This window comes from Mycobacterium fragae (assembly GCF_002102185.1).
GTDB classification, from domain to species: domain Bacteria; phylum Actinomycetota; class Actinomycetes; order Mycobacteriales; family Mycobacteriaceae; genus Mycobacterium; species Mycobacterium fragae.
On the sequence record NZ_LQOW01000010.1, the window covers coordinates 33,317 to 45,897 of the forward strand.

The 12,581-nt window shown below is 67.9% G+C and carries 9 protein-coding genes and 2 riboswitches; of the genes, 5 read left to right on the top strand and 4 right to left on the bottom strand.

The window, feature by feature from the left end; genetic code table 11:
• Nucleotides 1-21 precede the first annotated feature (21 nt).
• The 5 genes from AWC06_RS06315 to AWC06_RS06335 are packed head-to-tail and all read left to right on the top strand — an operon-like array spanning nucleotide 22 to nucleotide 7,579.
• A complete protein-coding gene (locus AWC06_RS06315) occupies nucleotides 22-1,383 on the top strand; it encodes a hemolysin family protein (protein ID WP_085195500.1) in 1,362 nt (453 codons plus the stop codon).
• Entirely contained in the window at nucleotides 1,383-2,450 is a 1,068-nt protein-coding gene (locus AWC06_RS06320; RefSeq protein ID WP_085195502.1) for a hemolysin family protein, read from the top strand. The genes AWC06_RS06315 and AWC06_RS06320 overlap by 1 nt, the downstream gene beginning before the upstream one ends.
• A 22-nt stretch (nucleotides 2,451-2,472) precedes the next feature.
• A complete protein-coding gene (locus AWC06_RS06325; protein WP_139819936.1) occupies nucleotides 2,473-3,309 on the top strand; it encodes a 3-methyladenine DNA glycosylase in 837 nt (278 codons plus the stop codon).
• Between the two features lie 56 nt (nucleotides 3,310-3,365).
• The gene (locus tag AWC06_RS06330; protein WP_085195506.1) at nucleotides 3,366-5,564 is read left to right on the top strand and encodes a malate synthase G; all 2,199 of its coding nucleotides are present in this window, start codon (nucleotides 3,366-3,368) and stop codon (nucleotides 5,562-5,564) included.
• Nucleotides 5,564-7,579, top strand: a complete 2,016-nt coding sequence (locus AWC06_RS06335) for a substrate-binding domain-containing protein (protein ID WP_085195530.1) — start codon at nucleotides 5,564-5,566, stop codon at nucleotides 7,577-7,579. The genes AWC06_RS06330 and AWC06_RS06335 overlap by 1 nt, the downstream gene beginning before the upstream one ends.
• Nucleotides 7,580-7,583: 4 nt before the next feature.
• On the opposite strand, the gene AWC06_RS06340 is transcribed toward AWC06_RS06335, so the two are convergent.
• The 4 genes from AWC06_RS06340 to AWC06_RS06355 form a co-directional block, all read right to left on the bottom strand.
• A complete protein-coding gene (locus AWC06_RS06340; protein ID WP_085195589.1) occupies nucleotides 7,584-7,958 on the bottom strand; it encodes a VOC family protein in 375 nt (124 codons plus the stop codon).
• 14 nt (nucleotides 7,959-7,972) lie between these two features.
• Nucleotides 7,973-10,810 carry an aminomethyl-transferring glycine dehydrogenase gene (gene gcvP, locus AWC06_RS06345; RefSeq protein WP_085195532.1) on the bottom strand — a complete coding sequence of 946 codons (2,838 nt, stop codon included), beginning with the start codon at nucleotides 10,808-10,810 and terminating at the stop codon, nucleotides 7,973-7,975.
• A gap of 43 nt (nucleotides 10,811-10,853) precedes the next feature.
• A riboswitch (glycine riboswitch) is annotated at nucleotides 10,854-10,976 on the bottom strand.
• 2 nt (nucleotides 10,977-10,978) lie between these two features.
• Nucleotides 10,979-11,076: riboswitch (glycine riboswitch) on the bottom strand.
• Nucleotides 11,077-11,120: 44 nt separating this feature from the next.
• Nucleotides 11,121-11,765, bottom strand: a complete 645-nt coding sequence (locus AWC06_RS06350; protein WP_085195534.1) for a MerR family transcriptional regulator — start codon at nucleotides 11,763-11,765, stop codon at nucleotides 11,121-11,123.
• 273 nt (nucleotides 11,766-12,038) lie between these two features.
• Nucleotides 12,039-12,533, bottom strand: a complete 495-nt coding sequence (locus tag AWC06_RS06355) for a bifunctional nuclease family protein (RefSeq protein ID WP_085195536.1) — start codon at nucleotides 12,531-12,533, stop codon at nucleotides 12,039-12,041.
• Nucleotides 12,534-12,581 lie beyond the last annotated feature (48 nt).

Sequence of the window (12,581 nt, forward strand, 5' to 3'; positions counted from 1 at the left end):
CGGTACCCGGGGGCGCACCCGATGAATGTTCTCATCACGCTGCTCAGCCTGCTGGCCATCGTGCTGCTCACCTTCGGCACCGCGTTGTTCGTGGCCGCCGAGTTCTCCCTGACCACGCTGGAGCGCAGCACCGTCGAGGCCAACGCGCGCGACGGCGGGCGCCGCGACCGCCACATCCGGCGGGCACACCACACGCTGTCGTTCCAGCTGTCCGGTGCCCAGCTGGGGATCTCCATCACCACCTTGGTGACGGGATATCTCACCGAACCGTTGGTCGCCGAGCTACCGGACCCGGCCGTGGATGCGCTCGGCGTGCCCAACCGGGTTACTGACGCGGTCATCACGTTCCTGGCCCTGGTGATCGTCACGTCGCTGTCGATGGTCTTCGGTGAGCTCGTACCCAAGAACCTCGCTGTGGCGCGCCCGCTGCCGACCGCCCGCGCCGTCGCCGGTATGCAGCTGCTGTTCTCGTGGGTGATGACCGTGCCCATTCGGCTGACGAATGGAACGGCGAACTGGATCCTGCGCCGGCTGGGCATCGAGCCGGCCCAGGAGCTGCGGTCGGCGCGCTCGCCGCAGGAACTGGTGTCACTGGTCCGTACCTCCGCGCGGAGCGGCTCGCTGGACCCCACCACCGCGACATTGCTGCATCGATCGCTTCAGTTCGGCACCCTGACCGCCGAAGAGCTGATGACTCCGCGATCGAAAATTGTTGCGCTACAACGGGATAACACCATCACCGATCTGGTCGCAGCGGCAACCGAGAGCGGGTTCTCGCGGTTCCCGATCGTCGACGGAGACCTCGATGAGACCGTCGGCATCGTGCACGTCAAGCAGGTGTTCGAAGTTCCGCCCGCCGAGCGGAAGCACACACTGCTGACCGCCGTCGCGCAGCCCGTCGCGGTGGTGCCCTCGACACTGGACGGCGATGCGCTGATCGCGCAGATTCGCGCCAACGGTTTGCAAACCGCGCTGGTCGTCGACGAGTACGGCGGCACCGCCGGCATGGTGACCGTCGAGGACCTGATCGAAGAGATCGTCGGCGACGTTCGCGACGAACACGACGACGCCACGCCGGACGTGGTGGCGGCCGGCGATGGCTGGCGGGTGTCGGGACTGCTGCGCATCGACGAGGTTGCCGCCGCCACCGGTTATCGCGCGCCCGAGGGCGCGTACGAGACGATCGGCGGGCTGGTGCTGCAACAGCTCGGCCGCATCCCGGTGAGCGGTGACACCGTGCAGCTGACCGCGTTCGAGCCCGACGGCCTATCCGAGAACGCCACCCGCTGGCAGGCCCGGGTGGTCAGGATGGACGGTCGCCGCATCGACCTGCTCGAGCTGACCGAACTGCGGCCTCCAGCCGATTCGGGCAGGACCCGCTGATGGGCGACGTGCTGAGCGTGCTGGCGACCATCTTGCTGGTCGGCGCCAACGCGTTCTTCGTGGGCGCGGAGTTTTCTCTCATCTCCGCGCGCCGCGACCGCCTCGAAGCGCTCGCCGAGCAGGGCAAGTCGAGCGCGGTCACCGTGATCCGGGCAGGTGAGCAGCTCCCGTTGATGTTCGCGGGGGCCCAGTTGGGTGTCACGGTGTCGTCGATCCTGCTCGGCCGGATCGGCGAGCCCGCGGTCGCCGATCTGCTGCACACCCCGTTCGACCTGGTCGGCATCCCGGATGCACTGCTGCACACGGTGTCATTCGTGGTTGCCCTGGCCATTGTGGTGACGCTGCATGTGCTGCTCGGCGAGATGGTGCCGAAGAACATCGCGATCGCCGGTCCGGAGAAGGCGGCGATGCTGCTGATCCCGGCCTACCTGGTGTATGTGCGTGCCGCCGGGCCGATCATCGCGTTCTACAACCGGTGCGCGCATGCGACGCTGCGTGCGTTGCGGGTGGAGCCCCGGGACGAACTCGACGTCACGGTCTCCACCGTCGAGCTGAGCGAGATGATCGCCGAATCGGTCTCCGAGGGGCTGCTGGACCCCGAGGAGCACAGCCGGCTGGCCAGGGCCCTGCAGATTCGCGGCAGAGTCGTCGCCGACGTCGCGGTGCCGGTCGCCGACATCCGTGCGGTGCCGGTGGCCGCGGCCGGGTCTGGGCCGACGATCGGCGCGGTCGAAAAGGCCCTCGCCGAGACCGGCTACTCGCGGTTTCCGGTGGTCGACGCCAACGGCCGGATCATCGGCTACCTGCACATCAAGGATGTACTGAAGCTGGGTCTGGAAAAAGACCAAGACCCGCGCGCCGTCGTCGATCTGTCGATAGTGCGCCCCCTGCCGGAGATTCCCGAGGCCATGCCGCTGCCCGAGGCGCTGTCGCGCATGCGTCGCAGCAACAGCCATCTGGCGCTGGTCACCGGGCAGAACGGCGACGTGGTGGCGATGGTGGCGCTCGAGGATCTGGTCGAGGACCTCGTCGGCGCCGTGCGTGACGGGACCCATCGTGTCCAGTGAGGTGCTGGACGCCGAGCAGTGGATGGCGCGCGCCGACAAGTATCGGGCGCGCGTTGAGGCGTTCCTGAATGCGCGCCGCGCGGCGCAGCCCCATCCGGTGTGGGACTTCCTGTTCAGCTACTACAACCTGCGGCCCCGCCAGCTGCGCTGCTGGCATCCGGGCTATGGGGTGGTGCTCGCGGGCGCTGACGCGATCCGTCGCTACCGTGGCCGTCGCGGCTACCAAATCGACGTCGACGGGATCACGGTCAGCGGGGGCTATCTACGCAGCCGGCTGGACACGATCGGCTTCGTGTCGCGGCTGCTGCGGGCGACCGCGCGGCGCCCGGCCCGGCTGAACTGCTTCGGTCTACACGAGTGGGCGATGGTCTATCGCAGCGGTGCGGTGCGCCACGACCGCGTGCCGTTGCGGCTGGGCGCCGCTGCGACCGATTCGCTTGTCGAGTCAATGCCGTTGCGGTGCAGCCACTTCGACGCGTTCCGGTTCTTTACCGCCGACGCCGCGCCGCGCAACGCCGGCGTGCCGACCCGTGCCGGCCAGCCCGATTGGGAACAGCCCGGGTGCCTGCACGCCAACATGGACCTGTACAAATGGTGTTACAAACTCAGCCCGCTGATCGATTCCGAGCTGCTGCTGGACTGCCTCGAACTGGCCGCCGATGCGCGCGAAATCGACATGCGGGCCAGCCCGTATGACCTCAGCAGCTACGGGTACACACCGATCGCCGTCGATCAGCACGCCGGCCGCGCCGAATACGTGCGTTGCCAGGGTGCCATTGCGCTGCGTGCAGGGCCGCTGCGCGCGGCGCTGCTGGACCGGTGTGACCTGCTGACACGCGCCGCCGGGTGCGAGTCGTGAGGCTACTGGCCGGTAGGCTGAGCACAATTCCATCGAGGTCAGTGCGGAGGAGAACGATGACAGATCGCGTGCCGGTTGGGAACCTGCGCGTCGCCCGGGTGCTGTACGACTTCATCAACACCGAGGCTCTGCCCGGCACCGACATCGACCCCGACAGCTTCTGGGCCGGCGTCGACAAGGTGGTCACCGACCTCACCCCGCGCAATCAGGAATTGCTGGCCCGCCGTGACGAGTTGCAGGCGCAAATCGACAAGTGGCACCGCCATCACGTCATCGAGCCGATCGACCCGGAGGCGTACCGCCAATTCCTCACCGAAATCGGTTATCTGGTTCCCGAGCCCGATGACTTCACGATCACCACGTCCGGCGTCGACCCCGAAATCACCACGACAGCAGGCCCGCAGCTGGTGGTGCCGGTCACCAATGCCCGGTTCGCCTTGAATGCCGCCAACGCCCGCTGGGGTTCCCTCTACGACGCCCTGTACGGCACCGACGTCATCCCGGAAAGCGACGGCGCGGAACAGGGCACCAGCTACAACAAGGTTCGCGGCGACAAGGTGATCGCCTATGCCCGCAAGTTCCTCGACGACGCAGTGCCCCTCGAATCGGGGTCATGGGCCGACGCCACCGGGCTCAGCCTCGAAGACGGCCAGTTGAAGGTCGCGACCGAGGACGGATCACTCGGCCTGGCCGACCCCGGCCAGTTCGCCGGCTACACCGGGGAGCTCGGCTCGCCCGGCTGGTCGGTGTTGCTGGTCAACCACGGACTGCACATCGAAATCCTGATCGACCCCGAATCGCCGATCGGCAAGACCGACCGCGCCGGTATCAAGGACGTCGTCCTGGAGTCGGCCGTCACCACGATCATCGACTTCGAGGACGCGGTGGCCGCCGTCGACGCCGACGACAAAGTCCGCGCCTACCGCAACTGGCTGGGCCTGAACAAGGGTGACCTGGCCGCCGAGGTGGACAAGGACGGCAAGACGTTCACCCGGGTGCTCAACGAGGACCGCACCTACAGCGCGCCCGACGGCGGCGAGTTCACCCTGCCGGGGCGTGCCCTGTTGTTCGTCCGCAACGTGGGCCATCTGATGACCAACGACGCCATCGTCTTCGACAACGACGGGGCCGACGGCAACGAGGTGTTCGAGGGCATCATGGATGCGCTGTTCACCGGCCTGACCGCCATCCATGGGCTGAAGGCGGGCGAGGCCAACGGTCCGCTGGCGAACAGCCGCACCGGGTCCATCTACATCGTCAAGCCGAAGATGCACGGCCCCGACGAGGTCGCGTTCACCACCGAGCTGTTCAGCCGGGTCGAGGACGTGCTCGGGCTGCCGCAGACCACGCTGAAGGTCGGGGTCATGGACGAGGAGCGGCGCACCACCGTGAACCTGAAGGCGTGCGTCAAGGCCGCCGCCGACCGGATTGTGTTCATCAACACCGGTTTTCTGGACCGCACCGGCGACGAGATCCACACCTCGATGGAGGCCGGGCCGATGGTGCGCAAGGGCACCATGAAGAGCCAGCCGTGGATCCTGGCCTACGAGGACAACAACGTCGACACCGGCCTGGCGGCCGGGTTCGCCGGGCACGCCCAGATCGGCAAGGGCATGTGGACGATGACCGAGCTGATGGCCGACATGGTCGAGCAGAAGATCGCGCAGCCGCGCGCCGGCGCCAGTACCGCCTGGGTGCCGTCGCCCACCGCGGCGACGCTGCACGCCATGCACTACCACAAGGTCGACGTCATCGCGGTGCAGAAAGAGCTGGCCGGCAAGAAACGCACCACCATCGACGAGCTGTTGACGATCCCGCTGTCCAAGGAGCTGGCCTGGGCGCCCGAGGAGATCCGTGAGGAGCTCGACAACAACTGCCAATCCATCCTCGGCTATGTGGTGCGCTGGATCGACCAGGGCGTAGGCTCGTCGAAGGTGCCCGACATCCACAACGTCGCGCTGATGGAAGACCGTGCCACGCTTAGGATTTCGAGCCAGTTGTTGGCCAACTGGCTGCACCACGGCGTGATCACCGAAGAGGATGTGCGGGCCAGCCTGGAGCGGATGGCTCCGATGGTGGACCGGCAGAACGAGGGCGACTCGGCGTATCGGCCGATGGCGCCCGACTTCGACGACAGCGTCGCCTTTTTGGCCGCCGAGGAATTGATTCTGTCCGGGACGCGGCAGCCCAACGGATACACCGAGCCGGTTCTGCATCGGCGCCGTCGTGAATTTAAGGCCCGCTCGAGTGCCTGATGGGTAGGCACAGCATTCCCGACCCCGACGAGACCGGGGACGAACCCGCCGGCGATCGACGGGATCTGGGCCACGAGGATCACCCGCGCGACGACTACCCGGATGAGTTCCCCGACGACCCCGGTTATGCCGACTACGACGACCATTTCGGCGAGCGCACCGAGGAGCCGTCCGTCGGCGACGCCGAGACCACCGAGGAGTTCCCCGAGTTCCCGCGCCGCGCGCAGCAGCCGCCGGCCGCCCCGCCCCCGCCATCGAGCGGCGGCCATCGCGGCGGTGCCGAGTGGCGCGGCGGTCACCGCAGTGACGGCGGGCGGCGCGGCGTCAGCATCGGGGTGATCGCGGCCCTCGTCACGGTCGTTGTGGTGGTGGCCGCTGTCATCCTGTGGCGGTTCTTCGGCGATGCGTTGTCCCATCGCTCCCATACCGCGGCCGCGCGGTGCGTCGGGACGAAGGAGACGGTCGCGGTCATCGTCGATCCATCGATCGTCGAGCCGGTGCAGGAGTTCGCCGAGCGGTACAACCAGTCGGCCGGCCCGGTCGGCGACCACTGCGTGGTCGTCGGGGTCAAATCCGCGGGCTCCGACGCCGTCGTCGACGGATTCATCGGGAACTGGCCGAAAGACCTGGGGCAGCGGCCGGCGCTGTGGATCCCGGGCAGTTCGGTGTCGGCGGCGCGGTTGGCGGCGGCGGCCGGCAGGGAAACCATCACCGACAGCCGCTCACTGGTCACCTCCCCGGTGCTGCTTGCGGTGCGGCCCGAACTTCAACGTGCGCTCGGCGGCCAGAACTGGGCGACGCTGCCCGGCCTGCAGAGCAAACCCGACGGATTGGCCGCGTTGAAGCTGCCGGCCTGGGGGTCGCTGCGGCTGGCGCTGCCGCTCGGCGACAACAGCGACGCCACGTATCTGGCGGGCGAGGCCGTGGCGGCGGCTTCCGCGCCGCCCGGTGCGCCGCCCACCGCCGGTAGCGGCGCGGTGCGCACACTGATCGACGGCCAGCCCAAGCTGGCCGACAACACACTCACGGAAGCGATGAATTCGCTGCTGCAGCCGGGTGATCCAGCGACGGCGCCGGTGCACGCGGTGGTCACCACCGAACAGCAACTGTTCCAACGCGGCAAGTCGCTGCCCGACGCCGGCAGCACACTGGCGTCCTGGCTGCCGCCTGGACCGGCCGCGGTCGCCGACTACCCCACCGTCCTGCTCGGTGGGTCGTGGCTGTCGCAGGACCAACAGACGGCCGCCAGCGCGTTCGCCCGGTTCATGCGCAAATCCGACCAGCTGGACGCCCTGGCCAAAGCGGGTTTTCGCGTTCAGGGGGTCAAGCCGCCGAAGAGCGACGTCACCCATTTCACTGCGCTGCCGTCGACGCTGTCGGTCGGTGATGAATCGATGCGGGCCACGCTGGCAAATACGGTGACCACACCGTCGGGCGGCCCGGCGGCCATCATCATGCTCGAGCAGTCGATGACGACCGACGAGGGCGGCAAGAGCAGGCTGGCCAATGTGGTGGCTGCGCTCAACGACAGGATCAAGGCGCTGCCGCCCAACTCGGTGATCGGCCTGTGGACGTTCGACGGCACGGAAGGCCGAACGGAGGTGAAGGCCGGCCCGCTGGCCGATACCGTCGACGGCAAGCCGCGGTCGGACGCGCTCACCGCCGCACTCGACAAGCAACACGCGTCAGCCGGTGGCGCGGTGTCGTTCACCACTCTGCGGATGATCTACAAGGACGCGCTGGCCAATTTCCGTCCCGGGCAATCGAATTCGGTGCTGGTGATAACCAAGGGACCGCACACCGATCAGACTCTCGACGGCCCGGGGCTGCAGGATTTCATCAAGAAGAGCGTTGACCCGGCCAAGCCGGTGGAAGTCAACGTGATCGACTTCGGCTCCGATCCGGACCGGGCGACCTGGGAAGCCGTCGCGCATCTGTCCGGTGGCGGTTACCAGAACCTGGACACCTCGGCCTCGCCCGCGCTGGCCACGGCCCTGGCCACCTTCCTGAGCTGAATCCTCAACCAGCCGGCAGCTTCTGGGCGAATTCGATGACGTTGCCGTCCGGGTCGGCGATGTGCAGCGTCCGTTCACGCCATGGCCGGTCCATCGGTCCGGTAAGGAGCTCGGCCCCGAGCGCGCGCAACCGCTCCGCTTCCCGATCGACGTCGTCGACCAGGAAGCCGATTTCGCCGCACGGCGGGCTGCCGCCGTCGCGGCCGATCAGCATCGGCAGCTTTGATCGCTCGAAAAGCGCGAATTTGGTGTTGTCCATGTCGAATTCGACGTAGCCGTCGCCCTCGATCCGCACCTGCAGCCCGATCACGTCGCGGTAGAACTGCACCGACCGGGCGAGCGACTCGACATATTGGATGACGTAGTCCACGCGGGGCATGTGCCCCACGGTAGTCAGTGCGCGTAGGCCTCCACCGGCGGGCATGAGCAGACCAGGTTGCGGTCACCGTAGGCCCCGTCGATGCGGCGCACCGGCGGCCACACCTTCGGCCGGAACGCCTTGCCGAGCGGGTAGGCGGCCTGCTCGCGGGTGTACGGGTGATCCCACCGGTCGGCCACCAGGCATTCGGCGGTGTGCGGCGCGCCCCGCAGTGGATTGTCGTCCACCGGCCATGCGCCCGCGCCGACCCGGTCGATCTCGGAGCGGATTGCGATCATCGCCTCGCAGAACGCGTCGATTTCGGCCAGGCTTTCGCTTTCGGTGGGCTCCACCATCAGCGTGCCCGAGACCGGGAAGCTCATGGTCGGAGCGTGAAAACCATAGTCGGCCAGCCGTTTTGCAACATCGTCGACAGTTACGCCCGTCGCCTTGGTCAGCGGCCGCAGGTCCAGGATGCATTCGTGGGCGACCATGCCGTGCTCGCCGGTGTAGAGCACCGGGAAGTACTCGTCGAGCCGGCGCGCGATGTAGTTGGCCGACGCGATCGCCGCCAGCGACGCCGCTCGCAGGCCGTCGGCGCCCATCATCCTGATGTAGGCCCACGTGATCGGCAGGATCGAGGCGGACCCGTACGGCGCCGACGACACGGGCGGGCCCGCCGGGAGTTCGGGTGCCAGTGGATGCCCCGGCAGGAAGGGGGCCAGATGCGAGCGGGCCACTAGCGGCCCCACGCCCGGGCCGCCGCCGCCATGTGGGATGCAGAACGTCTTGTGCAGGTTCAGGTGGCTGACGTCGCCGCCGAACCGCCCGGGCCGGGCCAGGCCGACCAGGGCGTTGAGGTTGGCGCCGTCGACATACACCTGGCCGCCGGCGTCGTGCACGGCCGCGCAGATCTCGGCGATGTCGTGCTCGTAGACACCGTGCGTGGACGGGTAGGTGATCATCAGCGTCGACAGCTGCTCGGCGTTCTCTCGGACCTTGGCCCTCAGGTCGTCGAGGTCGACGTCGCCGTTCTCGCGACAGGCCACCACGACGACCCGCAGGCCGGCCATCGCCGCCGACGCGGCGTTGGTGCCGTGCGCACTGGACGGGATCAGGCAGATGTCGCGGTGCGGCTCCCCTTGGCTGGCGTGGTAGGCGTGAATCGCCAGCAGGCCCGCGTACTCGCCCTGCGACCCGGCGTTTGGCTGCAGTGAGACCGCGTCATAGCCGGAGAGCTGGGTCAGCCAGGTGCCCAGCTGGTCGATGAGCTGGCGGAGCCCGGCGGTGTCGGAGGCGGGCGCGAACGGGTGCTGGCGCGCGAACTCCGGCCAGGTGATCGGTTCCATCTCCGCGGCGGCGTTGAGCTTCATCGTGCATGAGCCGAGCGGAATCATGCTGCGGTCCAAGGCAACATCCTTGTCGGCCAGCGCACGCAGATACCGCATCATCGACGTCTCGCTGCGGTATTGGGTGAAGGCGGGATGGGTCAGGAATTCCGAGGTGCGGGTTTCGATTTCGACCCGCAGCGGTTTCGCGGCCGCCACTCCGAACGCGTCCAGCACCGCCGCCACGTGGGCATCAGTGGTGGCTTCGTCGCAGGCCACCGAAACGTGGTCGGCGTCGACGTGCCATAAGTTGACGCCGTTGGCCTTGGCCGCCGCGACCACCTCGTCGGCGCGTCCGGGGACCCGGGCCAACACGGTGTCGAAGTACTTGTCGTGCACCAGCGCATCGCCCAAGGCGCCGGCGATGGTCTCGGCATGGGCGTGCACGCGTCGCGCGATCCCGATCAGCCCCTCGGCGCCGTGGTAGCTGGCGTACATGGCCGCCATCACGGCCAACAGGACCTGTGCGGTGCAGATGTTGCTGGTCGCCCGGTCGCGGCGGATGTGCTGCTCGCGGGTTTGCAGCGCCAGCCGGAAGGCCGGCGACCCATCCACATCACGGGAGACACCCACCAGACGGCCCGGCAGCTGGCGGGCGTGCTTGGCGTGCACCGCCAGGTATCCGGCATGCGGGCCGCCGAATCCCATTGGCACACCGAACCGTTGGGTGCTGCCGAACGCCACGTCCGCGCCGAATTCACCAGGCGGGGTCAGCAACGTCAACGCCAACAGGTCGGCGCCGACGGCCACCAACGCGCCGCGCTCGTGTGCCGCCGACACCAGCGCCGACCAGTCCGTGATCCGGCCGCTGGCACCGGGCAGTTGCGCGATAACGCCGAAGAACTCACCGTCGGGCAGCCCATCGCGCAGGTCGGCGGTGACGATCTCGATGCCGAGCGGCGCGGCGCGCGTCGCCAGCACGGCCGCGGTCTGGCCGAACACGTCGACATCAAGCGCGAGCCGGCCAGCTCCTTTCCCTTTGACCGCGCGGTGCATCAGGGTCATCGCCTCGGCGGCCGCGGTGCCCTCGTCGAGCATGGAGGCGTTCGCGATCTCGAGACCAGTCAGGTCGGCGACCATGGTCTGGAAATTCAGCAAGGCTTCCAGCCGGCCCTGGCTGATCTCCGGCTGGTACGGCGTGTACGCCGTGTACCACGCGGGGTTCTCCATGATGTTGCGCAGCAGGACCGGCGGCGTCAGCGTGTCGTAGTAACCCTGCCCGATCATCGACACCGCAACGGTGTTGGCGTCGGCCATCGCGCGCAATTCGGCCAATGCCTCGGCCTCGCTGGCCGCCGGCGGCAGTTGGTCCAGGCCGGGCGCCGCGCCGCCGTTGAGGCGCGCATCGAGGATTCCCTTCGGCACCGCCTTGGCCGCTAGATCCTCGAGCGAGTCGACGCCGATGACGTGGAGCATGGCTGCGACGGCCTCGCCGTCGAGGCCGATGTGCCGGTCGGCGAACCGGGGTTCTGTGTGGTCGGCCATTGCGGACTCCTGACATGGGCAGAGGGCGTCAGTTCTCTATGGGCCCTCTCCCTCTGTCTTCACCCGCGCCGGGCGCCTGAGAGATTCGGCGCCCCTGCAGTGCGGGTCGCCTTTCCCCATCGGCGGGTGAAGGCCGCTACCGGTCGTCACCGCTTTCCAGAAGCATCGTTAGGCTGCGCGGTCCGGGTGCCTGAGAGGTTGACGGAGAGGTGCTGCTCCTTCGGCGTCCGTAGCTGGCGGCCACGGAACTCTCCCGCGCAACGGCGATGCGGTGACCAGTCTACTGGGCCGCCTCAACGAGAGACGAGCGTCAGCCGATCTTGCGGTCGCGGTGTTTGCGCCGCGAGGCCAACTCGTCTTCGGGGGCGGCGATCGACTCACCGCCGTCGGCGCGTTCGCCTGGGAAGTCGGCGATCGCCCCGGTCAGCTCCCGCATGGCACCGGAAACAGCGATGCCGAACACGCCCTGCCCGCCCTGCAGCAGGTCGACGACCTCCTCGGCGGAGGTGCACTCATACACCGTGGTGCCGTCGGAGAACAGGGTGATATTGGCCAGATCCTGTACCCCGCGCTGGCGCAGATGGTCGACCGCGACGCGGATGTTGTGCAACGAGATGCCGGTGTCCAGCAACCGCTTGACGATCTTGAGGACCAGGATGTCCTTGAACGAATACAGCCGCTGGCTGCCCGACCCGGCGGCGCTGCGAATCGACGGCACCACCAGCGATGTGCGCGCCCAGTAGTCCAGCTGGCGGTAGGTGATTCCGGCGATCTGGCACGCGCTGGGCCCGCGGTAGCCGACCAGCTCGTCGGGCACCGAGTCGTCGGGGAAGAGGCCGGCCTGCACTGGTTCGCTGGGCCTGCTGGCGGTCTGGTCGGGGCTGGTTGCGGCGTCTTCTGCGGTCACGGCGCCCGACTCGAGGTCCAGCTGGCCTTGACGTGGTTGATCGCCCACGATGCTTCCTCTCGCCGATCGCGCTCGTTACTGGCTGCCCGGTAGCCGCGTTTGCTCAGGCCGAGTGCTTGTGAGCATACGCTTTCCGACCCGCCGTCGTGTTTGTAGAACCAATCAGGTCGACATCAAAAGTATGGCCGCCGCGGCGATGACTCCACGCTATCCGGCGGGCGTGTCTTGGTCGAGCGCGCAGATGAGACGGATCCGTGATCTTGGCTCGGCCGACTGCCCGGCTCCTCCTCAGGCCGTTCCGGCCTGCATCGGTCGCCGGGCCTAAGTCGCCTTGAAATCGTCGGGCGAGACGCTGTCGAGGAATTCCTTGAACTTCTCGACCTCGTCTTCCCGGACGGCGGTGCTGGGCTCCTCGTCGCTCTCGTCGGGAATCAGCAGCCCGGCCTCGGCCAGCACGGCCTCTTCCACGTAAATCGGTACGCCGACCCGAAGCGCGATGGCGACCGAGTCCGACGGCCGCGCCGACACCGTGATGTTGCGGTCGAAGATCAGATCCGCGTAGAACGTGCCTTCCTGGAGGTCGACGATCCGCACCTCTTTGAGCGAATGCCCAAGCGCAGCAATCAGATCCCGGATCAGGTCATGTGTCAGTGGCCTCGGGGGCTCGACGCCCTGCTGCTCGAGGGCGATTGCGGCGGCCTCCGACTGGCCGATCCAGATCGGCAGATACCGATCACCGTTGGCCTCGCGCAGCAACAGCACCGGCTGGTTCTGCGGCTGCTCGACGCGAATGCCGACCACGCGAACTTCACCCATCTGTGTCTGCCCTCCGCACGCGACAAGCTGTCGAGAAAAGTCTAGTCC

Bases quoted from the DNA above. Each gene is read 5' to 3' on its own strand.
- AWC06_RS06315 (WP_085195500.1), top strand. From the start codon at position 22: ATGAATGTTCTCATCACGCTGCTCAGCCTGCTGGCCATCGTGCTGCTC.
- AWC06_RS06320 (WP_085195502.1), top strand. From the start codon at position 1,383: ATGGGCGACGTGCTGAGCGTGCTGGCGACCATCTTGCTGGTCGGCGCC.
- AWC06_RS06325 (WP_139819936.1), top strand. From the start codon at position 2,473: ATGGCGCGCGCCGACAAGTATCGGGCGCGCGTTGAGGCGTTCCTGAAT.
- AWC06_RS06330 (WP_085195506.1), top strand. From the start codon at position 3,366: ATGACAGATCGCGTGCCGGTTGGGAACCTGCGCGTCGCCCGGGTGCTG.
- AWC06_RS06335 (WP_085195530.1), top strand. From the start codon at position 5,564: ATGGGTAGGCACAGCATTCCCGACCCCGACGAGACCGGGGACGAACCC.
- AWC06_RS06340 (WP_085195589.1), bottom strand. From the start codon at position 7,958: ATGCCCCGCGTGGACTACGTCATCCAATATGTCGAGTCGCTCGCCCGG.
- gcvP (WP_085195532.1), bottom strand. From the start codon at position 10,810: ATGGCCGACCACACAGAACCCCGGTTCGCCGACCGGCACATCGGCCTC.
- AWC06_RS06355 (WP_085195536.1), bottom strand. From the start codon at position 12,533: ATGGGTGAAGTTCGCGTGGTCGGCATTCGCGTCGAGCAGCCGCAGAAC.